This is a genomic window from Bacillus sp. F9_6S_D1_P_5 (assembly GCF_054823925.1).
In genome coordinates, this window is sequence record NZ_JBTREW010000002.1 from 165,280 (window position 1) to 188,047 (window position 22,768).

Sequence of the window (22,768 nt, forward strand, 5' to 3'; positions counted from 1 at the left end):
ACAAAATTGAAAATTAATGAAAAAGTTTAGGAAATGGATTATAGTTAACAATGTAGGATGTAAGTGAAACATGCATTCCTACTCGGTTTTAGAAAGGATGGATACATATGAAAATGACTGTTGTCGGCTTTTGGGGCGGCTTTCCTGAAGCGGGAGAAGCAACGTCGGGGTATTTGTTTGAACACGATGGTTTTCGTTTACTTGTCGACTGTGGTAGTGGTGTACTAGCACAGCTTCAAAAATATATAACACCATCTGATATAGATGCAGTTGTACTTTCGCATTATCATCACGATCATGTTGCAGACATTGGGGTATTGCAATATGCGAGATTAATTATGAGCGGGGCGAAGGGGCAACTACCGGAATTACCAATATACGGTCATACGTTTGACGAGAATGGATTCCATTCTTTAACGCATGAACCACATACGAAAGGAATCGCGTACAATCCAGAAGAAGCACTTCAAATTGGACCGTTCTCGATTTCATTCTTAAAAACTGTTCATCCTGTTACATGCTTTGCGATGCGTATTACAGCTGGTAGTGAGGCTGTAGTATATAGCGCTGATTCCAGTTATATTCCTGAATTTATTCCATTCACAAAAGATGCTGATCTTTTCATTTGTGAGTGTAATATGTATGCACATCAAGAAGCAGCAAAAGCAGGACATATGAATAGTACAGAAGTGGCAAGTATTGCGAAAGATGCGAACGTAAAAGAGCTTTTATTAACGCACTTACCGCATACAGGCAACCCATCTGATTTAGTAACAGAAGCAAAACAAATTTTCAGTGGCCATATTACGCTAGCGCATAGTGGCTACGTATGGAACTCATGAGGTGATATGATGTTATTTATTGATAATAAAGGAATTACAGATCCTAGAATAAACTTAGCAATTGAAGAATATTGTGTGAAGAATTTAGATATTAACGAAACATACTTACTGTTCTACATTAATGAACCTTCCATTATCATTGGTAAAAACCAAAACACAGTAGAAGAAATTAATGCAGATTACGTAAAAGAAAAAGGGATTCATGTCGTTCGTCGTCTATCTGGCGGAGGCGCAGTATATCACGATTTAGGAAACTTAAACTTCAGCTTTATTACGAAAGATGATGGAGACAGTTTCAGCAACTTCAAAAAATTCACAGAGCCTGTAACGAAAGCGCTTGGTAAATTAGGCGTAAATGCAGAATTAAGTGGTCGTAACGACATTTTAGCTGAAGGTAGAAAAATTTCAGGTAACGCGCAGTTCTCAACGAAAGGTCGTATGTTCAGTCACGGTACGTTACTATTTGACTCTGAAATCGATCACGTCGTATCAGCGTTAAAAGTAAAAATGGATAAGATTCAATCAAAAGGTATTAAATCAATCCGTAGCCGCGTTGCGAACATTACAGAGTTTTTAAACGAAAAAATGACGACAGAAGAGTTTAGACAACTTCTTCTAGAAACAATTTTCGAAGGGGAAACAGAAATTCCAACGTACGAATTAACAGAAAATGATTGGAAAGAAATCCATAAACTATCTGAAGAGCGCTACCAAAATTGGGATTGGAACTACGGAAAATCTCCGAAGTTCAACTTACAACATTCACACCGATTCCCAGTTGGACAAGTTGACGTTCGTCTTGAAGTGAAAAAAGGAACAGTAACAGAATGTAAAATTTACGGTGATTTCTTCGGTTCATTAGATGTGCATGACATTGAAGAGCGTCTAACAGGTGTACAATTTGATAAAGATGCATTCACTGCAGCTTTAGAAGGCGTAGATATTAAACGCTACTTCGGTAATATTACAACAGAAGATTTCTTACATTTATTCTTCTAAAAATAAGGGAGGCTGCCGTAACGGCAGCCTCTTTTTTTTGCGTAGATTGTCGCGTTTTGTCGGTAAGTCGATATATTAGAAAAATCGCTGATATATTTCGAGTTACGGTCGATATATTTGGAAAATCGCTGATATAAATTGAGTTGCGCTGATATATCTGAAAAATCGCCGATATAATTTCATTCACCATAAAATCACAGGACATTTGCCCCTCGTAAAGGCATATATATATTCAAAAGGAGGCGGATTGAAATGAAGAGGATAATGTACGTTGTATTACTACTCAGCTTCGTTATCGGAATGACAGCCTGTAACGATGAAACGTCTTCAAGTCGCACACTTTTATCTATTGGAAAGCCAGCGAAGGATCATGTTATATATTTTACGCATACGGATAATAAACGAAAGATAGCTGATATACAAACTATGTTTCAAAATAAGAAATGGAAAAGAAATGAAACGTTTAGTACGGTGAATAAAACGCCAGATCTTGTCTTTTCGATAGATGAGGACAATAAAGGAATACCAACGTTATATGTTACATTGTTTTTTCATGAAAATGGAGCGGATGCAATCAACTTGTATGGGGAGCATACGAGCTTGAATAAAGAGGAGCTAAAAAAACTTAGTGAAAAGATGAATGCATATTATCCTGAAATGATTTTAGCACTCGTTTCATAGTTTGCTAACAAATAGAATTCCCTTATCCTTCCAAAGAGATTCAAAAGGAGGTGATCGTTGTATATGCAGTTAATGGAATATCACTTGCTACTTTAATTTTCTTTTAATATAATTAATTTAGAATTTTTAAATATTCTAAATTTTATAAAGGTGGGGTTTGTGTGAATCTCGTTCAATCTTTGGCTGAAACGGCGAAAAAGAAGGGGGATAAACCGGCTTATATATTTATGGATCAGTCGGTCTCGTATGACCAAATAAACAAAATGGTCACAAGGTTTTCTAGCAATTTAGCAGCAATGGGCATTGGAAAAGGGGACAATGTCGCATTAGTTGTTGGAAACTCACCACATTTTTTGGTCGGTTTATATGGAACAATGAAAGCTGGAGCAACTGTTATTCCGGTTAATCCAATTTATACAGCAGACGAAATGCATTACATTTTACAAAATGGAGATGTAAAAACAATCATCGTACTCGACGTCCTTCTACCTGTTATACAATCTCTTACAACAAGACTTCCTTCACTTGAAAACATCATCATATGTGAAACCTCATCAGATTTTAACCATACAGAAACCGAAAAAATGAAAACGTTTACGACAATGATAGGGGCTGGAGATTTAACTTACGAAGGCCCTGAGCTAGATGAAGAAGATGTAGCGGTTATTCTATACACTTCAGGCACGACTGGAAAACCGAAAGGCGCTATGTTAACACATAAAAATTTATATAGTAATTCGAACGATGTTGCGTCCTATTTACAATTTACTGCTGATGATCGCGTCGTTGCGGCACTGCCAATGTTCCACGTGTTCTGCTTAACAGTGGCGGTCAATGCACCGATTGTGAACGGGGCAACTATTTTAATGTTACCGAAATTTAGTCCGAAAGAAGTATTCCGTATTTGTCGCACGTACGAACCAACGATTTTTGCTGGTGTACCGACGATGTACAATTATTTATATTTATTTGAAGAAGCAGGCGCAGAAGATGTGAAGACGCTTCGCCTTTGTATTTCAGGTGGTGCATCCATGCCTGTTGCTCTTCTGCAAAACTTTGAAAAACGTTTTGACGTTATCGTTTCAGAAGGATACGGTTTATCAGAAGCATCACCAGTAACTTGTTTTAACCCGCTCGATCGTCCGCGTAAACCAGGGTCGATCGGTACAAATATTTGGCATGTAGAAAATAAAATTGTGAACGAACTTGGGGAAGAAGTACCTGTTGGGGCAGTCGGTGAATTAATTGTTCGCGGACCTAACGTTATGAAAGGATACTATAACGCACCAGAAGATACAGCTGCGACATTAAAAGACGGCTGGCTGTATACAGGAGACTTAGCGAAAATGGATGAAGAAGGTTACTTCTATATCGTTGATCGCAAAAAAGATATCGTCCTAGTTGGCGGTTATAACGTATACCCTCGTGAAGTAGAGGAAGTATTGTACACACACGAATCAGTAGCAGAAGTTGTCGTAATCGGCGTTCCTGATGAAAACTTAGGAGAAGCAGTGCGAGCTTACGTCGTTTTGAAACAAGCTAACGTAACAGAAGAGGAACTTATGCACTATTGCACGTTACATTTAGCAAAATATAAAGTGCCAATGAGTATCGAATTTTTAACAGAGTTACCAAAGAATACGACGGGTAAATTGTTAAGAAGAGCGTTAAAAGAGAAAGCGATGCAAGTTTAAAAATAGAGGCAACCATCTTTCTGAAGGTGGTTGCCTTTGTATTTTTTAGAATTGGTTAAGCTATAACCCCATATATTTAAACCGTAATATGACTAATAAGGAGGAGATATACGTGGAGCAAAAGGAATTACGTTTACGGAGAGTTCAATACCTGATTTGTGACATTATGGATGAAATGAATTCTGAAAGTGAAAAGAAAAACTTAGAAATACTGCAGCAAGTCATTGATCATCTTTCAGGTGCGATAGGTGATTTAGTTGATCCATCAAGCTCGTATTCTATCGATTATTTAGAACGGAAAGTTCATACGGCACATTATTTACTATTTAAAAATGAACGAAAGGCGTATTTGTGTAGGAAATGATATTTTTTATTTGACATTGATAATCATTATCAATATGATGGTTATGTTGGGTATAATCATATAAAGAGAGAGGTTATGTTGATAATGATTAAGAAAAAATATATCAATGCATTCGTTATAGCGGCAACTTTAGCAGTTCCATTTAGTGGTGTTATGGCACCGATTGCGAAAGCAGAAGCGGCAGTAGAAATGAAAGCAAATAGTAAACTAGCAGATGGCACATATGACGTTATTTTAAAGACTTATAAAGATCAAACGAATGATACATCAGTTGCGTCTACATATTTAAAAAATCCAAAAGTAACCATTCAAGGTGATAAGAAAATCGTTACGTTAACAGTTCAAGATAGTAGCTATTTTCAGTACCTTAGAGTAGAAGATCCAAATAAAGCAGGGACATTCCATGATGTAAAAGTAATCTCCGAAGATAAAGCGAATAACGGTACGAAAGTGGTTCAATTTGAAATTGGTGAGTTCTCGAAAAAATATAATATGCAAATGCATATATTAATTCCAGCAATTAAATACGATCATAAATATCAACTACAGTTTGAAATCGATGCAAGTGCAATTGAACAGAAGCCTAAATTCTCAGATGTACCAGCTTGGGCACAAGAATCAGTTCAATATTTAGTAGATAAAGAAGCAGTGCACGGTAAGCCAAACGGTACATTTGCTCCGGCTGAAAATATCGATCGTAGTTCAGCTGCAAAAATATTAGCAACTGTTTTAGGGTTAGAAATTAATAAAGATGCAAAGCCATCATTCCCTGACGCACAAAATCACTGGGCAACTCCATATATCGCTGCTGTTGAAAACGCAGGTATTGTAAAAGGTGATGAGAAGGGTAATTTTAATCCGAATGGAATTATTAACCGTGCATCAATGGCTTCTATGTTAGTAAATGCATATAAATTAGAAAGAAATGAAAATGTTAAACTACCAAAAGAATTTGCTGACTTAAAAAATCATTGGGGTGCGAAGTATGCCAATATTTTAATCCAAGAAAACATTTCAGTTGGAACAGATAATGGCTGGGCTCCAGATAAAGCAGTAAGCCGTGCGGAAGCAGCACAATTTATTGCGAAGACGGATAAGTTAAAGAAATAAATTAAAACGTATACTAGATTTTGTATAAATAAAAAAGGAAGATTTGAACTTCAAATCTTCCTTTTTGCATTGTTATATATTCCTCTTCATTAACTCCCCAACCTGCATCGCAACATACTCAACATCATTATCAATTTCATCCAACACGTAAGATTCCAAAATGCCCATGACAGCTGTTCCTAAAAATTTTAAAACGATGTGTGTATCAATGTTTTTATTTACTGACGTATTTGTGTTTAATTTTTTTTCTAGTTCACCCATGATGAACGTTAGGAGCTTTTTCTGAAATGATAATGTGCTATTGCTTCTAAATAACGACGCGAAAAATGGTTTATGTTCTTTGAAGTATTCAAACCATATGACAGTTCCTTCTATATAGCCTTTTGTTTGTTTTATATCGCATATTTCTCTTAATTGATTTAAATGATCGTCCACAATTTTGTCTAATAAATTGTATTTATCTAAGTAGTGTAGGTAGAAAGTTTTTCTTCCGATGTTTGCTTTTTCTGTAATGTTTTTTACTGTAATTTCGTCAAAGCCATCTTCAATTAACATTTCGATAAATGCAGATTGAATGGCGTTTTGTGATTTTATAATTCTTCTATCGATTTTCTCCATATGGTGTTCCTCCGTTGTTGATACACATATTTCGTTATGTGTGTATTATCACCCAAATGCATAAATGTGGTCATTGAAACAAGTGCTTGCTCGCTTTATCATAAATATACACGTGAGTATTAACTCTCGCAAGTGTAAATTAAAAATAAAGTAAGGGTGGTTTTATATATGGCAGTTACGAAGAGAAATGTTCATTTTTATGCAAGAGGATTACGAGTTGCAGGCATTTTAAATATTCCTGTAGGTGCTGAGGAAAAGAAACAAAATGCAGCGATTGTTTGTGTGCATCCAGGTAGTAGCTGTAAAGATCAAACGGCAGGATTATATGCGGAGAAGTTAGCAGAACAAGGTTATGTAACGCTTGCGTTTGATGCATCGTATCAAGGTGAAAGTGAAGGGGCACCGAGATATATGGAAGAACCAGCTGCGCGCGTTGAAGATATTCGCTCAGCGGTAGATTATGTAACTACTCTTCCTTATGTAGATGAAGAACGTATCGGTGTATTAGGTGTTTGTGCGGGCGGAGGATATGCGGTAAATGCCGCAATGACGGAGCGCCGTATTAAAGCAGTTGGCACAGTTGTTGGTGCAAATATCGGCCGATTAAATCGTGAAGCTGATCCAATCGGGGTGTTAGAGGCCATCGGTAAACAACGTACTGCTGAAGCGCGCGGAGCAGAGGCGATGATTACAAACTGGATTCCTAAAAATCAAGAGGAATTAAAGGCAGCAGGTATGACGGATATAGATATTGTAGAAGCAGTTGAGTATTATACAACACCGCGTGGGCAAAGTGTTAACTCTCCAAATAAGTTAAATTTTACGAGCATGGGATCGGTAATTGGTTTTGATGCGTTCCATTTAGCAGATATATTATTAACACAGCCGTTACAAATTATTGTCGGAAGCAAGCAAGGCGCATTCGGTTCTTATAAAGATGGTCATGAGCTGTATGAGAAAGCAGCTTCAGAGAAAAAAGATTTACTTGTTGTGGAAGGTGCGAGTCATTACGATTTATATGACCAACCAGAACCAGTAAAAATTGCAGTTGAAAAATTAACAAGTTTCTATAACGAAAATCTGTAAAAGTAATTTTGTTTTGAATTGCACCTCTAATTGTTAAGTTTGCATCTAGCAGTTAGAGGTTTTTATTGTGAAGATGGCTGTGCTTAATATTTACGTTATAAGTGCATAACAAGATATAATAGAAGAAATGAATAAGGAGGCTGGCTGTGAAAAATCTTCGTTATTTCAATATATTCACTATTTTAATTGTATACACACTACTCATGTTTTACATCGGCTGGAACGGTTGGGTTTGGCTTAGTACGGTGTTTGGCTGGGAATCTTGGGGATATTACGCTTTCGTAGTCGGATTTATTTCATATGCGTACATTCTCGTGCAAGTGTTTAAGTTCTTACCATTTCTACGAACGATAGGTTCGATTTGGTTTGCGGTCATACAATATGCGCTTATGCTGTTGCCGTTAGCGAATATTACGGTCTTTTTTTTACAGTTTTCAGTGGAGAAAGAAGCGGCAATTATTTGGACAGGAACGGCCGTGTTACTTGCGTTTATCTTTATTTTTGCATATGGGGTATTCAACGCATATAGCCCGGTAGTTAGAAAGTACGAGGTGCACATACCGAAAAAAGTAGAGGGACGTAAAAGCTTACGCATTGCGATGGCTTCTGATATGCATTTCGGTAAATTATCTGGCGTTTCGCATTTAAAAAGACTTGTCCGTCATGTAAATGAGATGGAGCCTGATATTATTTTACTGCCAGGTGATATTATCGATGATCATCCAGGTGTGTTCATTCAAAAAAATATGGGACATATTATGAAACAAATGAAAGCTCCATTAGGCATATATGGTGTGTTAGGAAACCACGAATATTACGGACGAGCGGTTCCGGAATTTTTGCAAGAGATGGATAAAATCGATATTCGTATTCTGTTAGATGAAGTGATCACAATTGAAGATCAGTTTTATCTCGTTGGAAGAAGAGATAAAACTGAGCGAGATCGCCAAAGCTTTGAAAAACTTATGAGTACAGTGGATAAATCCATGCCAGTTATCGCAATGGATCACCAACCGTTTGAATTAAAACAAGCAGCGGATGCTGGCGTAGATTTACTATTATCCGGTCACACGCACCGCGGACAAATGGCGCCGAATCATATTGTAACGAGAAGAATGTACGAACTAGACTGGGGATACGCACAAAAAGGTGCATTCCACGCGATTGTTTCTTCTGGTTTCGGATTTTGGGGACCACCGCTTAGACTTGGAAGTAGATCTGAGATTGTACAGGTGGAAGTTACGTTTGAATAGGTGTATAAAATAGAGAGCGAATTGCTCTCTATTTTTTCAATAAAAAAAGGCTCCACATAAGGAGCACTCAATAAAAAAATGAATTAAAAGAAATAACAGACATGTATAATATACAATACTTGTAATTTAATATCGATATATTTAAATTTAATGTTTGTATTGATGTCGATTTCATAAAAGAGGTACGATTAGAAGATTCTGCTGAAATAAAGGGGGATTATAAGTGAGCATATCAGATGTACTATACGGAGAATTTGAAGTGGATCAAGTAGTAGAAGAATTAATTTCAAGTAAGTCTGTGCAAAGACTAAAAGGTATTCATCAAGCTGGCGCAAGCTACTTAATAAATGAGAAATGGAATGTAACACGATTTGATCATTCAGTTGGCGTTATGTTGTTGGTTAAAAAACTCGGTGGTTCAGTTGAAGAACAAATTGCAGGTTTACTACATGACGTATCACATACTGCTTTTTCCCACGTGATTGATTATGTCTTTCATAATGAGGGTGAAAGTTATCATGAAGAGATATTTAGTTCTGTAGTGAAAAACTCAGAAATTCCAGCAATCCTTTCGAAGTATGGTTATAACTATGAAGATATTTTGTTAGATGATTCGAAATGGACGTTACTCGAAAGGTCAGCACCAGAATTATGTGCAGACAGAGTGGATTATACGTTACGAGATATGTATACATATGGTTATATTTCTTTAGAAGAAGTTCACAGTCTTTTAGAAGATGTCATCGCAGTAGATGGGAAGATGGTTCTTCAAAGTGTCGAAATGGCAGAATGGTTTACAGAAACGTATTACAAAGAAGTAATTGATTTCTTTATGAAACCAATGAATATTTACGGAAACGACATGTTAGCGAAAACGTTAAAGTTAGCACTTCATAAAAGGATTATTCATGCAGATGATTTTCTTCTTGAAGATGATGAGCTTATTTCGAAATTGCAGCAATGTAATGATTCAGAAGTACATGCTTTATTAAGAAAAGTTCATCCGAATGTAAAAGTAAAAGAAGATAGAAACGATTATGATTTGTATCAGAAAAATAAAGTCCGTCTTATTGATCCTCCGTTACTTCGTGAAGGTGAAGTTGTTACATCGTCTGTTGTGTCGGAAAAAATAAGACAGATGAGTGAGGTTGCGTATGAAAAAGCGGTGAGAGGGATGTATGTGAAAGTGATTTCGGATTAATAGAAAGAAGGTATCATCACATAAGATGATACCTTCTTTTTATTTATCCAATATTTTCCACTCATTTCCCCAGTCCTTCATCGCGTCAAAAATAGGACGGAGTGTTTCCCCTTTTTTTGTAAGTGAATATTCCACGTGAGGTGGCATAGTTGAATAGATTGTTCTCTTTATAATATTTTCTTGTTCAAGTTCTTTTAAACGAAGAGAGAGTGTGCGTGGGCTAATGCCACTTAGACGTCTTTCAAGCTCAGCAAAACGTTTAGGACCATAGAACAAATCTCTTAAAATTAAGAAAGTCCACTTTCCACCTATTACAGACATTGTTTTTTCAATGGGGCATTTTAATAAAATTTCTTCATTTACATTTTCCATATAAACACTCCTTACTATATAAAAGTATAGGTACTATATAAAAAATCAGTACTTTTATAAATGAAGTACTTTCTTTATTATAGTTCTAAAGGAATATATAGGTAAATTACTAATTTTTGAGAGGGGAGTTAGCAAGTGAATGGAGTGGCTAGTAGAAATTTAGATGTTCAAACAAAAGAGAAATCAGGTATCGTCATTTTAATAACTTTGGCAATGGGTTTTATAATGGCAACATTAGACGTAACAGTAGTAAATGTTGCAGTGGTGAATATTCAAGAAACATTAGGACTGACATTATATAGTTCGGCATGGATTGTCGACGGATATATCTTATCTTTTGCGGCATTATTACTCGCTGGAGGGGCATTAGCCAATCGATTTGGAGCAAAAAAACTATATATGGTTGGTTTAATCATTTTTGTATTCGCATCTCTTTTATGTGCGATTGCCACAAATGGGAACACCCTCATTATCGGCCGAGTACTTCAAGGTGTTGGAGCGGCTTTATTTATGCCAAGTTCACTTAGCTTATTAGTAGTATCATTTCCAGATGAAAAGAAGAGAGCTAAAATGTTTGGGGTATGGTCGGCAATTGTCTCTATCGCCTCTGGTACAGGTCCTTTTATTGGTGGCCTTTTAGTAAATACATTTGGCTGGCGAAGCATTTTTATTATAAATCTTCCACTTGGGATGATTGGTATTTTAATGGCTTTTGTAATGATTCCAAATGTTTTACCGAAAAAGGAGAAAATAAATGTAGCGAATCATTTAATCGGTATAATTGCAATAACATTGTTGGCGTTTACTCTAATTGAAGGGCCAAGCTACGGATGGTCCTCGCCTCAAATTTTAGGAGGAGTAGTGGGGACAGTATTAACTACTATTCTCTTTGTTTATGCAGAACGAAAATCAAAAAACTCAGTTGTACCAAGAGTGTTGTTCCAAAACGAGACATTTATCTCGGCGAATATAGTTGGATTTCTAATAAACTTTGCGTTATTTGGCGGCATATTTATGTTTGGACTCTTTTTACAAAAAGCATATGGAGCAAGCCCGTTTGTAGCAGGACTACAACTATTGCCAATGATGAGCGTATTTGTTATTGGGAATGTATTATTTGCAAAAATGGTGAGTAAGTTTAACTCAAAATCGTTATTATTCATAGCGTTATTTATAGCTAGTATAGGGTCTTTATTATTAATGCTTCTAGTAAATAATGTGAGTTATATAGGAATTGCAATCATTTATAGTGTTGTTAATCTTGGAATCGGTATAGCAGTACCTGCCATGACTACAATTGTAATGAAATCTGCCGGTCGTGAAAATGGGAATATGGCTGGAGCAACTTTAAATGTAAATCGTCAAATTGGTGCATTAGTCGGTATAGCAATTACGGGAATCATTTTAAATGAATCATCAAGTTGGTACAGTGGAGCGAGCTATAGTTTTTTAGTAATGGGGATCGCCTATTTATGTGCAGCAATGTTAGTTTGGAAGTTTGTGGAGAGGAAATAAAATAGAAAGAGAGCATCACTTCTGGATGCTCTCTTTTTTCTCATTAATAATCAAACCAATTCCAAACCTCAATATCTCCAAGAGTCGCATAACGAACGTGCGGTGAGTTTTGTGATTTTAATAACTCTTTTGACGGACCTGTAATGACAATGCCGTATACTTTTACGCCGTTCTCTTTTACATACTCATAACGCTTATCTAAGTTCAACTCTTTTTCATGAGTCCAAGTAGTTTTACTTACAGTTTTTTTATGGGTAGAAAGAATACGCATCATTTCGATTACTTCATCTTCTTTTGTCTTCGGTCGTTCTGCTTCACTATCAGGGAGGTTTATATGTTCTGGAAATCCGATAGCCTCTCCGCCATGTAAGATGAAATCTTCCTCATCTATTCTCTCTTGTCCTGTATCTAAAGCGTACCATACAGGAGTTGGTGGCATTTCTTGTGCTTCAAATATGCTATATAGTATGGATTCTAGTTCTTTTAACGAATATAGTTTGTCAAAAGATATCGCTACTTCAGCAACGGTTCCGTCATGTACTTTTGCAAGTGTATCCCAAACTTTTTTAGACGATTCTTTTAAGTGATCACCTTGTTTTATTTTTGGATGAACAAAATAAAGATTAGAGTAATTCAATTTGTTTGCCCAAGATTTATTTGTAACAGTTACAGACGTTAAGAAGCTTTTCGTTGTTACTGTACCGAATTGAACTTCTTTTTTGCCGACAGTTTTAACTAAATTCATTTCATTTTCTGTACGGAAAAAGGGTTTAATTTTTGTACTGCCTCCAGTGGAACGACTATTTGGAATTGTTGCTTCTAGTGCGAGTGCTGGAATCTCATCTACTTCAGCTAATTTTTTCATATTATAGAAGTAAAAAGAAGATGAAAAATGACCAACAAAATAGATTGCTATACAAACTGCAAGGACAAAACTAACGGTTTGCCAACGCTGTTTCCATTTTATTTTCCAAAACGGGACTTTCAAATTTTGTGGTGGTAACCTTTTCTTTATCGGCTCACTTTTCGCAAGCAATTCATCCAAATGCGCTTCACACTCTTCACAAGTCTCAATATGACTTTCTAACTCTTCTTGTTCATCATACGTGAGCGTTCCGTTTTCGTATTTCTCCCACAGTTTTTTAAACTTTGTACAACCCATCCTAATCACTCCTTTATGCCTTTCGTTTCTTTTCGTCCTCGGTGTAATTCAATTTTCACTTTCGCTAGTGAGAGACCAGTCATTTCTGCTATTTCCTTATATGAGAATCCGTAGTAATCTCGTAGTAGCAGGACATTTCGTCTTTCAAGGGGCAGCGAAGATAAACTGTCTAACCAACTAGCAATCTCATGTTTTACGAAATAAGAGTGCTCTGTACTTGGTACGTTTGGTAAATGGAATTCTGCAATTGTCGTTGTTTTATATCTTTTTTCTTTTCGATACCAATCGATAAAGGCGTTGTAGGCAATTGTAAATAACCAAGGCCTAATTTCTTCTCCTTTATAATAGTAAATATGGACGAGCATTCGGTAAAACGTTTCTTGCATGAGATCTTCCGCATAGTGGGAATCTCCGGTTAGGGAGAGAAGATAGCGAAATAAAGTGAAACTTTAATCAGTGGGGGTTTTCTTCATCCCCCACTGATTATTAGTTGAACCAATCGGACTTTTATGGGCAGTTGATCCCCCACCTAAATTCTTTGCTTTCGCTGCATTTTGAGGTGGGGGTCTTACTGCCCATTAAAGTGGGATAAATCTTGCATATGCTCGGAGTAAATGTCTTCTAATGATTGTTTGCGTTTCACTATATTTCCCTCCCTTCATACATAACAACGAAATACATATAAAAAAGTTACATTTGTTTTTAAAAATATAGTAAAAAACGTCAAGAATTGGATAGGATTCTCTTTTATCATAATACATATAAGGCGGGTGAACAGAGATGGAAAGCTATGAAACACAAATTCAAAGGTCAATTGATTATATTGAGGAAGATGTCATGGAAAAACAGACGCTGCGTAATTTAGCTCGCATTGCAGGTTTTTCTGAGTCACATTTTCATCGTGTATTTCAGGCGTTAGTAGGTGATACAGTAATGGAGTATGTTCGAAAGAGGAGGTTAGCCCGGGCAGCTTATCAACTTTCTCATACGGATGAAAAAGTTATTGATATCGCATTTGAGCATGGCTTTCAATCTCACGAAACGTTCACGAGAGCCTTTAAAAAATTATTTCAAATGACACCGAGTGAATATCGAAAACAAGAAATTGAAACGCCGATGTATTACAGCGTGAATGTAAAACAAAGAAAATTAAATCCGTATTTAGGAGGCATACAAATGGAATATCGTATTGTAAATAAACCAGAATTTTTAATGGTGGGCTATGAACTGAAGACGACAAGTAAAGAAGGGAAAAACCATCAAGACATCCCAGCATTTTGGCAAGAATATTTACAGAAAGATCTTGGAACAACGATTCCGAATCGTAAAGATACGAGCCAATGGGTAGAGCTTGGATTATGTACTGATTTTAATTTAGAAACGGGCGACTTCACTTATATTATCGGAATGGAAGTTACAGGCTTTGAAAATGTACCAAATGAAGTTGCGAAGCGCACTTTCCCAGCAGCGACATATGCTGTATTTACAACGCCGAAAGTTCCTCATGAAGAAATGGTATCGTCTATTCATCAAACGTGGAATGCTGTATTCTCAGAATGGTTCCCGCATTCAGGATATGAACATTGCGGCGTTAATGAATTTGAACTATATGATGAGCGTTCCCATGCAGATAAAAGTGAGTTCGCTCAAATTGAACTTTGGATACCGGTGAAGAAGAAGTAATAGGATAAGAGCGAATCACTGGGAAGTGATTCGCTTTTTATAAAGGGGGAAATGGGACAATGTTCAAAAAACTAGAATGTGTCTCTATACATACGAAGGATATAGAAAGATCAGTTTCTTTCTATAAAGAAATGGGAATGAAGGAAAACTGGGTTATAGAAAGAGAATTAGGAGAAGGGGTTATTTGGACGTTAATAGGATTGAAGTTTCCAGATGAGAAAAGTTCGGAGTTAGTAATAAGCAATCATCCAGATATTAACTTTATGGAAGTCGAAGTATTAGTAGAAGATGTGCAACAAACGTATGAAACTTTAAAAGGTAATAAAGATGTAAAATGGATTCGCGAAGCATTTCCAACAGAATCAGGACATGTTGCGGTAATGGAAGCACCTGATGAGAATGTGTTTGTGTTAGTAGGGAAATAGCTAAAATATGGAGATGACCTTTCATAGTGAGTTGTGAAAGGTTATTTTGTATGGTAAGGAGAAAGGATTGTTATTGTCGGTAAACCGATATAATTTCATTTATCACCAAACTCCCCCATAAGAAAAGACGCCACATAGCGCCTTTCCTACGAATGAAACGGGAACACAAGTGTAATCGTCGTTCCTTTTCCGAGTTCGCTATCAATAGAAATCGTTCCGTTATGAGCATGAACGAGCTGTTTCGTAATAGCGAGGCCAAGTCCAGTTCCGATGTTGCTTTCTTCTGTATTGGTTCCTCTGTAATATCGCTCAAATAGAAGCTCTTTCGTTTTATCATCCATTCCTTTTCCGTTATCTGAAATAGAGAGTGTGAATGAATTTTCATTTTGCGAAAGTTTTACGATGACGTTTGTCGTTTTATTATTATGTTTTACAGCGTTTACGAGTAAGTTTTCGATAATACGCTGGAACCATTTTTCTTCAATAAAATATTGAATTTTGTTTGAGCTTGGTACGAATTCAATATTTTGATTTTGAAGTGTCGGATTATTAATGAATTGTAATAATACTTTTTGGACGAATTGATTCATTTCAATGTTTACGTGCTGCGCAGGAAGACTGTTATTTTTTAATTGATACGTTAAGCTTAAGTCATCAATTAATGTCGTCATATATTGAGATTTCTCTTTCATAACGCTGCCGAATTGTTGAATGTCACGATCAGTCCAGTTGTACTGCTGTGATTCTAGTAATAATGCGTAGCCATATATCGAGCTAAGTGGTGTTTTTAAATCGTGCGTTAGACCGGTAATCCATTCTTCACGTGTTTGCTGCAATACTTGTCTCATTGCATCATTTTTTTTGAGTGTAATAGAAAGGTGCTCTAGTGAATTTGTTACATCACTAAATAAGCGGAATGACCATTTCTCTTTACCAGATCGCCGGAACCTGACAGGTTTCCCTTTTTTACTAACAGGCTCTTCATACTTTCCACCAGCTATATTTTTAAGCCAGCGCATCGCATGTAATAACGGTTTTCCAAATTTATTACCGTACCAAATAGAAAGAATGACTAAATAAACAAATACGATAAGAAGGATTAGTCCGCATCCGATTAGAAACTTTTTAGCAAATACATCGTCTATTTCATCATCTGGATAGTAGTACTCATTTTTGGCAGTTACAACGAGAAGATGATTGCTATTTATGTCGTAAAAGCTAGACGTGTTTTCTTTATGATTCCACGGTTCCTTTTCGCTAAGAGCAGCTTGTATGACAGAAAACGGTTTTTTCTTTCCATCTGGATAGGAGAATACTTCTTCGCCGCCACTATTAAAGATTTGAAGAGTAGCCTTTTCTTTAGAAAGTAACTGTTTTTCTTCTTCTGTTAATGCGAACGTATCCGTAGATACAGAAGGGTGCTCTTTTTGGATCGTTTTCAGTAATACATTGCTTTTTAACGTACCGCCGTAAATAACAAGTACGTTCTTTTCTTCTAATTCAATTTCCCAATATGTAAATGTATAAGGGCTTTCTATGTGATTCTGTATATATGAGAATAAAGATACTTTCGTATAAGATGTTGGCACGTCACTTGGTGTATTAAAGTGATAGAGAACTTTTCCGTTTTCCTCTACAACTTGAATCCAATCATTTTTCTCTTTAATTAAGTCTTTTACTTCAGCTTTCAACGAAATATCGCCATCTTCTGAAGAGATATATCTTGAAATCATAAAATTATCAGCATCTGGAATGTTCGGTTCGTATGAAGTACTCGTAACAAGAAAAATTAAATAAGTGAATGCAGCTACTACAGCAATCAGTAATGTAACTAAAACAAATACGTGTTGCATGATAAACTGGATAATAAGTCGTTTATTAAAGTTCATATCTTCACCCTACTTTGTAATGAACTTATAGCCAAGTCCGCGAACGGTTTTTATATATTCTGGTTTACTTGGGTCTTGTTCAATTTTTTCGCGTAGTTTTCGAATGTGGACCATAACGGTATTATCATCGCCATTGTAGGCAGGTGCTCCCCAAACTTTTTCGTATATTTCTTCTTTTGAAAATACATAGTTCGGATTCTCGCAAAAGAAGAGTAGTAGCTGAAATAGCTGGGCGGAACATTCGACAACATGTCCATTTACTGTAAGTTCTGCGGAATATCGATCAATTTCAAATCTGCCAAATGAACTGGAGTGTGCTTTTTGTTCGTGTGGTACTGCTTGTTTCATATGTCTACGGAGTTGTGCTTTCATACGAGCTACTACTTCAAGTGGATTAAATGGCTTCGTAATATAATCATCTGCACCGTGTGAAAATCCAAATATTTTATCTAAATCAGATGTTTTAGCTGTGAGGAAGAAAATAGGGCAATCTGTTTTCTGGCGAATGATTGGACAAATATCAAAACCAGATTGTCCAGGAAGCATGACATCTAAAATAATTAAATCGTAATCGTTTTGCTCGGTGAGAGATAAAGCTATTTCAGCGGATGTTGCAGTTGTAATATGAGAAAAACCTTCTTTTTCAAGAATGGTAGTTAGTAATTGTAAAATTGCTGTTTCATCATCAACGAGCAAAATATTTGCTTCATACATAAAAATCCCTCCTAATTTCCTCGAATATCATATCATCTTTCTGTAACTTATGGAATTTTTAAGGAAATTTTAAGGTTTTCTTTCTCAAAAAATTAAGAATCAAATGATATGATAAAAGTAACATAGGGGAGGAGATGAGTGTGAATCCGTTTCAAACGATGCGAGCTAGATATTTTTTAATTGTATTTGCACTATTAACTTTAGTTGCAAGGGTCAGTAATGAATTGATAGAAAATACATTTCATATGCAAAATTCTACTTTTATAAATATTCTTATATTCTATATCCTTCCGATTACGTGGATTTTTTTTGAGTATAGAAAACATCGTGTTTCCTTTTCGCTATTTGTTAATAAAAATGAAACATTTAACCTGGTGCAAGTTTTATACATTGCACTTATGTTAGCTGTGTTTAGTTATGGATATCTTATTTTGTACATGTATAGCTTTGCATGGATTACACCGGAATTTATTATGAATGCGTTACGTGAACCGATTATAGATAGCACAGGGGGATATGTATATCAATTTATTATGGTTGTATTCATCGCACCAATTATTGGTGAATTTGTTTTTCGCGGATTTTTACTGCAACGCTTTGCTGCAAAGTGGGGAACGAGTATAGCGATCATTGTAGTAGCGATGTTGTTTGCGTTGCTACATGTTGATTTCCTAGGCGCAGTAGTATTTAGTGTTGTACTATCAATCGTATATATTCGTACAAATAGCTTACTCATGCCAATTGCTATTCACATGTTAAACAATGCATTTGTAATCTGTGCTTCTTTTTTAATAAATAAAGAAGAGATAATGAGTTTTGCAGATTTCTCAAATTATACGACGTTCTTTCCAGGACTTATTATTTTTATGACGGGATTAAACTTAGTACTCATCTTTTTATTTGTTAACCGCAAATATTGGAATAAAGAAATGCCAGCTATATATGTAGAGCAGGAAAAGAGTTTTTCAGACGTAGTGGGAGATAAGTAAGATGAAGAAAACGTTTGAAAAAATATTGAAAGACATGATAGAATCTACGTCTCTTACAGATATGTGTGATAAAAGCGTTTGTCATTGGGTGTAACTTGTAGTAGATACGATTGTATTTCCAGAGTATTACTTATTTTCTAGTACTCATTTAAAAGAAAATATTATTTCTCTTCTTATTGTGTTAGGGGTTTGACTAGTATTTGGTCTAATTGTAGAAGAAATGATGAAGCGCATCTTCGAAAAAATGAAGAGAAGTATATGTGGATTCATAAAGTATTTGAGAAAGTAACAGTGGCTTTCCTTTTACTTTATAGCTTTGAAACATCATTAATTCGAAATTTGAAAGGGATGTATAAAATTATATGAATGAAACAATATCATCAAATAAGTTTTTTTATTTGATTTTGCTTAGTATTGTGCTGATAACGACAGTCAATGTTATTCTTCGCTGGGAGGAAGCTTATTTCTTTATGTATTTAGCACTCCATTTGTTAGGGATTTTATGTATAAGCGGCGGAATAGTTGCTGAAAAAAAGAGTGAAGAAAGCATTAATTATATGTGTGTGACCGGTCTTATTTTACTTTTAGCTGTACAAGGTATTATGAAATATAGTTCTTTTTCTTTACAAGATTTTAGTTTGTTAATAGATGTACTTCCTTAAGGGGATACGTAATAGTTTTAGTCGTATTTTTTATACGCTATGTAAAAGGCGCTAGTTTATAAGTGCGTTTCTTATCCAAAATTATGAACCGAAGAAAGTGTCTAAAGGTAGGTAAAACTCTTCTTTTTGTAGAAGAGTTTTTTTATGTAAATAGAAGGTTCTCGAGCAATTCGCGTAATAAGCTTGTTCTAATTTAGCATGTACGAACTTACAATAATAATAGACAGGCAGCATAGAGGAGGGAATAGCGTGAGGAAGGTTATTGGGTGGTCGCTTTTTTTGTACGTTGGGTTTGCGTTGCTTATATATTGGTATTTATTTGGATGGAATCATGAACTGATTCCGGACATGTATAAAGGAACGAGTGCAGATCCAGAAACGTTTATGAATGCAAGGGAGCTTACGCTAAGCCAAGATTATTCGCGCGTGAAAAATTTACTGTACTTTTTAGCGACGCCTCTTGAATGGATTATTTTATTATTTGTACTTGTGCTCGGTGTTTCAAGAAAGTTTGAGAAATGGTCGAAGGAAACGACGAAAATAAGTGTTCTGCAAGTTGCGATTTATTTCTTTTATTTATCACTACTCACAACAGTTCTTGCCCTGCCGATGCAATGGATTAGCCGAAAAGTGTCCGTTGATTACGGCATTTCAACGCAAAGTACACAAAGTTGGATAAAAGATCACGTTATCGGTTTTTGGGAAAGTTATGCGACGATGTTAATTGTAGTTGCCGTTCTTTTATGGCTTATCCGTAAATTTCCGAAGAGATGGTGGCTAGCAGGGTGGGCGCTCTCTGTACCATTTACAATCTTTTTAACATTTATACAGCCGGTCGTTATTGATCCACTTTATAACGATTTTTCGACGCTGAAAAATAAAGAATTAGAAACGAAAATTTTAGCGATAGCAGACAAAGCTGACATTCCTGCTAAACATGTATATGAAGTAAATATGTCGAAGAAAACGAATGCATTAAATGCATATGTAACAGGAATTGGTCCTAACGCCCGTATTGTAATGTGGGATACAACGCTTAAGCAATTAAAAGATAAAGAGATTTTATTTATAATGGCCCACGAGATGGGGCATTATGTTATGAAACATATATATTGGGGCGTAGCGAGTTATATGTTGCTATCGTTTATAGGAATGTTTCTCATTAGTCGTATTATCAATATGTGTATTCGAAAATGGGGGAATACGCTGCAAATTTCAAAAGCAGCATGTTTTTCGATTTTACCTTTATTTTTCTTAATTTCTTCTGTACTCTCTTTTGCATCACAGCCAGCAACAAACTATGTTTCTCGTATAGAAGAACGAGCGGCAGATCAATATGCTTTAGACATGACGAAGGACGGGAAATCTGGTGTGAAAACGTTTCAATATTTATCAAAAACGAGTTTAAGCCAAGTAAATCCTCCTGCGTTAGTAAAGTTTTTCTTATACACACATCCACCAATTTTCGAAAGAATTCATACGTTTGAACAATATGAAAAGGAAAAGAAGCAGTAGTGTACTGCTTCTTTTTTATGAGTTATTCGAGTTTTGGAAAATTATAGTGTATAATATATGGAATATTTAGTTAAAAGTTTAGGAGGTTAATATTTTGTTTCATTCAAAATCAATGCCGGCTATAAAAATGATCCTTTCGATGTCTATTTTCGGATCAATTGGATTTTTTTCTGTTCAAACAGGTTTACCGTCTTTTGAATTAGTATTCGTTCGTTGCATTTGTGCGACTATATTTTTAGCACTATGTTGGCTCGTAACAGGACAGTATAAAAATGAGAAATGGAATAAAAAAGAAGTTGTTCAAATATTAGCATGTGGTGTATTTCTCGTTTTTAACTGGGTATTTCTATTTAAAGCGTTTGAAGTTATGTCGATTACAATTGCAATTTCAGTTTACCATCTTGCACCTATTATCGTATTAATGATTGGTAGTATTGTATTTAAAGAGAGACTTACAGTGTTTGCAGTTATGTCCATTGTCATTTGTTTTATCGGAACCGTTTTAGTAGCTGGAGTAGATGGGAGTCTATCGCTCGAAAAATTGATGTCGTCTGGAATGGTATGGGCACTTCTTGCAGCATTATTTTATGCTTTTACTACTTTATTAGGAAAAGGAATTCAGCATACGAGCGCATATGCGATGACATTTTTACAAACTTTTTTAGGTATATTTTTATTGCTACCATTCGTAGATTTTGGCAAGTTTCAAGGGTTAACAGAAATGAACTGGATGATGATCACAGCGACAGGTCTTATACATACTGGATTTGTATATTACTTATTTTTTGACAGTTTAAGAGATTTATCGACGAGATTAATTTCTGTATTAGTGTTTTTAGATCCTGCGGTTGCAATACTATTAGATACAGTCTTTACAGGGTTTAGACCGACTAGTATGCAAATAGTAGGGATTGTTCTTATATTTGTAGGGATGGCATTTACTTTTCGAAAAACGAAGGAGGAAAAAATAGCGATAAAAGAAAAATTGCATTCTGAATTTTAAATAATTTAATCTGCGTTCTATTGAAAATCCTCTCATTTTTTGTACAATATAAATTGTAGGAAAATAAAGGAAAAGGTAGATGAGAGAGATGAAAAAGCTAGTAAAGATAGCGACATCGTTAACATTAATGGGAGGAATATTTGTAGGTGCGAACGGTGTGTCTGCAAATACAGATGTTATCCAGAAATCTAGCCCTAATATGATGATAGAATTTGATGATGTACCAACAGGTCATTGGGCATATGATGAAATTACGAATTTAGTATATCATCGAATTATGTATGGATATGGAAATGGTAAGTTTGGTGTAGAAGATCATATAACACGTGAACAAGCGGCCGCAGTAATATACCGCGCACTTCATGTAAAAGGAAGTGCGATTAATGGGAATCCATATGGAGATATTAGTGCGAAATCAACCAAGTTCCCTTACGAAATTTTACGCTTAACACAGCTTGGTATTTTTAAAGGAGACGAAAATGGGAATTTCCGTCCGAAAGCAACAATGACTCGCGCAGAGTTATCACAAATTTTAACGAAAGCGTATGAGTTGAAAACAACGCGTCCGCATACATTTACAGACATACAAGAAAACTATTGGGCAAGAGATGCAATTAGCGCATTACAGTCTAATAAAGTTGTCGTTGGAACGGGAGATGGCAAGTTCGAGCCTGAAATGCTCGTTACACGCGGGCAATTTGCGAAGTTTTTACAACGAGCAATTGATAATTCTCCAGGGAAAATGGAATAAATAAAGAGAAAGCTCATAATTTGTGGAAGTGGTATCTTCCGCTCATTATGAGCTTTTATTAATAGATAGGTTAATATTGTCGTATGTTGTAGTTAAGTCGATATAATTGCATTTTTTGTCTAGAAAATGAACTCTTAAAATGTGAAGGATTTCTTTTGAAAAAAGTAGAATATTTATATTATAGAAACACCTTTACATGAATACAGGAAAGAAAATTGATTTGCGAACAATTCGGTATAA

The 22,768-nt window shown here is 35.7% G+C and carries 22 protein-coding genes and 2 pseudogenes; 18 read left to right on the forward strand and 6 right to left on the reverse strand.

The annotated features are described in order from the left end of the window. Window positions 1-107 precede the first annotated feature (107 nt). The 6 genes from ACUXEY_RS03800 to ACUXEY_RS03825 all read left to right on the forward strand — a co-directional run bounded on the left by ACUXEY_RS03800 (window position 108) and on the right by ACUXEY_RS03825 (window position 5,690). Window positions 108-842 carry an MBL fold metallo-hydrolase gene (locus ACUXEY_RS03800; RefSeq protein WP_429600789.1) on the forward strand — a complete coding sequence of 245 codons (735 nt, stop codon included), beginning with the start codon at window positions 108-110 and terminating at the stop codon, window positions 840-842. 9 nt (window positions 843-851) lie between these two features. Next, window positions 852-1,841, forward strand: a complete 990-nt coding sequence (locus tag ACUXEY_RS03805) for a lipoate--protein ligase (protein ID WP_000897268.1) — start codon at window positions 852-854, stop codon at window positions 1,839-1,841. A 252-nt stretch (window positions 1,842-2,093) separates the two neighbouring features. Then, window positions 2,094-2,522 carry a hypothetical protein gene (locus tag ACUXEY_RS03810; protein WP_461300132.1) on the forward strand — a complete coding sequence of 143 codons (429 nt, stop codon included), beginning with the start codon at window positions 2,094-2,096 and terminating at the stop codon, window positions 2,520-2,522. Window positions 2,523-2,683: 161 nt separating this feature from the next. Continuing rightward, a complete protein-coding gene (locus ACUXEY_RS03815; RefSeq protein ID WP_461300133.1) occupies window positions 2,684-4,216 on the forward strand; it encodes a fatty acid--CoA ligase family protein in 1,533 nt (510 codons plus the stop codon). Window positions 4,217-4,328: 112 nt separating this feature from the next. Further along, on the forward strand, window positions 4,329-4,580 hold the full coding sequence (locus ACUXEY_RS03820; protein WP_048526595.1) for a hypothetical protein: 252 nt from the start codon (window positions 4,329-4,331) through the stop codon (window positions 4,578-4,580). 84 nt (window positions 4,581-4,664) lie between these two features. Then, the gene (locus tag ACUXEY_RS03825; protein WP_088092234.1) at window positions 4,665-5,690 is read left to right on the forward strand and encodes an S-layer homology domain-containing protein; all 1,026 of its coding nucleotides are present in this window, start codon (window positions 4,665-4,667) and stop codon (window positions 5,688-5,690) included. A gap of 72 nt (window positions 5,691-5,762) precedes the next feature. Here ACUXEY_RS03825 and ACUXEY_RS03830 read toward each other — a convergent pair whose 3' ends face one another. Beyond that, window positions 5,763-6,308, reverse strand: coding sequence for a TetR/AcrR family transcriptional regulator (locus tag ACUXEY_RS03830; RefSeq protein ID WP_429600785.1), 546 nt, complete (start codon window positions 6,306-6,308; stop codon window positions 5,763-5,765). A 168-nt stretch (window positions 6,309-6,476) separates the two neighbouring features. On the opposite strand from ACUXEY_RS03830, the gene ACUXEY_RS03835 reads away from it, so the two are divergent. The 3 genes from ACUXEY_RS03835 to ACUXEY_RS03845 all read left to right on the forward strand — a co-directional run bounded on the left by ACUXEY_RS03835 (window position 6,477) and on the right by ACUXEY_RS03845 (window position 9,848). Next, window positions 6,477-7,394 carry an alpha/beta hydrolase gene (locus tag ACUXEY_RS03835; RefSeq protein WP_429600784.1) on the forward strand — a complete coding sequence of 306 codons (918 nt, stop codon included), beginning with the start codon at window positions 6,477-6,479 and terminating at the stop codon, window positions 7,392-7,394. Window positions 7,395-7,540: 146 nt separating this feature from the next. After that, window positions 7,541-8,647, forward strand: coding sequence for a metallophosphoesterase (locus ACUXEY_RS03840; protein ID WP_461300134.1), 1,107 nt, complete (start codon window positions 7,541-7,543; stop codon window positions 8,645-8,647). Window positions 8,648-8,870: 223 nt separating this feature from the next. After that, window positions 8,871-9,848, forward strand: coding sequence for an HD domain-containing protein (locus tag ACUXEY_RS03845; RefSeq protein WP_429600782.1), 978 nt, complete (start codon window positions 8,871-8,873; stop codon window positions 9,846-9,848). Window positions 9,849-9,887: 39 nt separating this feature from the next. On the opposite strand, the gene ACUXEY_RS03850 is transcribed toward ACUXEY_RS03845, so the two are convergent. After that, the gene (locus ACUXEY_RS03850; RefSeq protein WP_061676523.1) at window positions 9,888-10,220 is read right to left on the reverse strand and encodes a winged helix-turn-helix transcriptional regulator; all 333 of its coding nucleotides are present in this window, start codon (window positions 10,218-10,220) and stop codon (window positions 9,888-9,890) included. A 135-nt stretch (window positions 10,221-10,355) separates the two neighbouring features. Between ACUXEY_RS03850 and ACUXEY_RS03855 the strand changes: the two genes are divergently transcribed. Continuing rightward, complete coding sequence (locus ACUXEY_RS03855) at window positions 10,356-11,735, forward strand: MFS transporter (protein WP_429600780.1); 1,380 nt, start codon at window positions 10,356-10,358, stop codon at window positions 11,733-11,735. A 43-nt stretch (window positions 11,736-11,778) separates the two neighbouring features. Here the strand turns inward: ACUXEY_RS03855 and ACUXEY_RS03860 are convergent, their stop codons facing one another. Together ACUXEY_RS03860 and ACUXEY_RS03865 are read right to left on the reverse strand one after the other, a co-directional pair. Continuing rightward, a complete protein-coding gene (locus ACUXEY_RS03860) occupies window positions 11,779-12,897 on the reverse strand; it encodes an anti sigma factor C-terminal domain-containing protein (protein ID WP_461300135.1) in 1,119 nt (372 codons plus the stop codon). A gap of 5 nt (window positions 12,898-12,902) precedes the next feature. Continuing rightward, a pseudogene (locus ACUXEY_RS03865) lies at window positions 12,903-13,337 on the reverse strand (RNA polymerase sigma factor); the annotation flags it as partial. A 340-nt stretch (window positions 13,338-13,677) separates the two neighbouring features. Here ACUXEY_RS03865 and ACUXEY_RS03870 point away from each other — a divergent pair. Together ACUXEY_RS03870 and ACUXEY_RS03875 are read left to right on the forward strand one after the other, a co-directional pair. Further along, the gene (locus tag ACUXEY_RS03870; protein ID WP_429600778.1) at window positions 13,678-14,580 is read left to right on the forward strand and encodes an AraC family transcriptional regulator; all 903 of its coding nucleotides are present in this window, start codon (window positions 13,678-13,680) and stop codon (window positions 14,578-14,580) included. 59 nt (window positions 14,581-14,639) lie between these two features. After that, window positions 14,640-15,005, forward strand: a complete 366-nt coding sequence (locus ACUXEY_RS03875) for a VOC family protein (RefSeq protein ID WP_429600777.1) — start codon at window positions 14,640-14,642, stop codon at window positions 15,003-15,005. Window positions 15,006-15,151: 146 nt separating this feature from the next. Here ACUXEY_RS03875 and ACUXEY_RS03880 read toward each other — a convergent pair whose 3' ends face one another. Together ACUXEY_RS03880 and ACUXEY_RS03885 are read right to left on the reverse strand one after the other, a co-directional pair. Beyond that, window positions 15,152-16,894, reverse strand: coding sequence for a sensor histidine kinase (locus ACUXEY_RS03880; protein WP_461300136.1), 1,743 nt, complete (start codon window positions 16,892-16,894; stop codon window positions 15,152-15,154). 9 nt (window positions 16,895-16,903) lie between these two features. Further along, window positions 16,904-17,608 carry a response regulator transcription factor gene (locus ACUXEY_RS03885; protein WP_166704130.1) on the reverse strand — a complete coding sequence of 235 codons (705 nt, stop codon included), beginning with the start codon at window positions 17,606-17,608 and terminating at the stop codon, window positions 16,904-16,906. Window positions 17,609-17,748: 140 nt separating this feature from the next. Between ACUXEY_RS03885 and ACUXEY_RS03890 the strand changes: the two genes are divergently transcribed. From ACUXEY_RS03890 to ACUXEY_RS03915, 6 genes and pseudogenes are all read left to right on the forward strand, one after another. Then, a complete protein-coding gene (locus ACUXEY_RS03890) occupies window positions 17,749-18,597 on the forward strand; it encodes a lysostaphin resistance A-like protein (RefSeq protein WP_461300137.1) in 849 nt (282 codons plus the stop codon). A gap of 1 nt (window position 18,598) precedes the next feature. Next, a pseudogene (locus ACUXEY_RS03895) lies at window positions 18,599-18,963 on the forward strand (hypothetical protein). Further along, window positions 18,960-19,259: a hypothetical protein gene (locus ACUXEY_RS03900; RefSeq protein ID WP_461300138.1), complete on the forward strand. Its 300-nt coding sequence runs from the start codon at window positions 18,960-18,962 to the stop codon at window positions 19,257-19,259. The pseudogene ACUXEY_RS03895 and the gene ACUXEY_RS03900 overlap by 4 nt, the downstream one beginning before the upstream one ends. A gap of 249 nt (window positions 19,260-19,508) precedes the next feature. Next, on the forward strand, window positions 19,509-20,774 hold the full coding sequence (locus tag ACUXEY_RS03905; RefSeq protein ID WP_461300139.1) for a M48 family metallopeptidase: 1,266 nt from the start codon (window positions 19,509-19,511) through the stop codon (window positions 20,772-20,774). A gap of 94 nt (window positions 20,775-20,868) precedes the next feature. Next, window positions 20,869-21,777, forward strand: coding sequence for a DMT family transporter (locus ACUXEY_RS03910; RefSeq protein WP_461300140.1), 909 nt, complete (start codon window positions 20,869-20,871; stop codon window positions 21,775-21,777). A gap of 79 nt (window positions 21,778-21,856) precedes the next feature. Then, window positions 21,857-22,528, forward strand: a complete 672-nt coding sequence (locus tag ACUXEY_RS03915) for an S-layer homology domain-containing protein (protein ID WP_461300141.1) — start codon at window positions 21,857-21,859, stop codon at window positions 22,526-22,528. Window positions 22,529-22,768: the final 240 nt, after the last annotated feature.

What these genes read in the sequence shown, in the direction of transcription:
- ACUXEY_RS03875 (WP_429600777.1), top strand. Translation starts at nt 14,640, where the DNA reads ATGTTCAAAAAACTAGAATGTGTCTCTATACATACGAAGGATATAGAA.
- ACUXEY_RS03800 (WP_429600789.1), top strand. Translation starts at nt 108, where the DNA reads ATGAAAATGACTGTTGTCGGCTTTTGGGGCGGCTTTCCTGAAGCGGGA.
- ACUXEY_RS03915 (WP_461300141.1), top strand. Translation starts at nt 21,857, where the DNA reads ATGAGAGAGATGAAAAAGCTAGTAAAGATAGCGACATCGTTAACATTA.
- ACUXEY_RS03835 (WP_429600784.1), top strand. Translation starts at nt 6,477, where the DNA reads ATGGCAGTTACGAAGAGAAATGTTCATTTTTATGCAAGAGGATTACGA.
- ACUXEY_RS03850 (WP_061676523.1), bottom strand. Translation starts at nt 10,220, where the DNA reads ATGGAAAATGTAAATGAAGAAATTTTATTAAAATGCCCCATTGAAAAA.
- ACUXEY_RS03900 (WP_461300138.1), top strand. Translation starts at nt 18,960, where the DNA reads ATGAATGAAACAATATCATCAAATAAGTTTTTTTATTTGATTTTGCTT.
- ACUXEY_RS03805 (WP_000897268.1), top strand. Translation starts at nt 852, where the DNA reads ATGTTATTTATTGATAATAAAGGAATTACAGATCCTAGAATAAACTTA.
- ACUXEY_RS03860 (WP_461300135.1), bottom strand. Translation starts at nt 12,897, where the DNA reads ATGGGTTGTACAAAGTTTAAAAAACTGTGGGAGAAATACGAAAACGGA.
- ACUXEY_RS03885 (WP_166704130.1), bottom strand. Translation starts at nt 17,608, where the DNA reads ATGTATGAAGCAAATATTTTGCTCGTTGATGATGAAACAGCAATTTTA.
- ACUXEY_RS03830 (WP_429600785.1), bottom strand. Translation starts at nt 6,308, where the DNA reads ATGGAGAAAATCGATAGAAGAATTATAAAATCACAAAACGCCATTCAA.
- ACUXEY_RS03810 (WP_461300132.1), top strand. Translation starts at nt 2,094, where the DNA reads ATGAAGAGGATAATGTACGTTGTATTACTACTCAGCTTCGTTATCGGA.
- ACUXEY_RS03870 (WP_429600778.1), top strand. Translation starts at nt 13,678, where the DNA reads ATGGAAAGCTATGAAACACAAATTCAAAGGTCAATTGATTATATTGAG.
- ACUXEY_RS03825 (WP_088092234.1), top strand. Translation starts at nt 4,665, where the DNA reads ATGATTAAGAAAAAATATATCAATGCATTCGTTATAGCGGCAACTTTA.
- ACUXEY_RS03880 (WP_461300136.1), bottom strand. Translation starts at nt 16,894, where the DNA reads ATGAACTTTAATAAACGACTTATTATCCAGTTTATCATGCAACACGTA.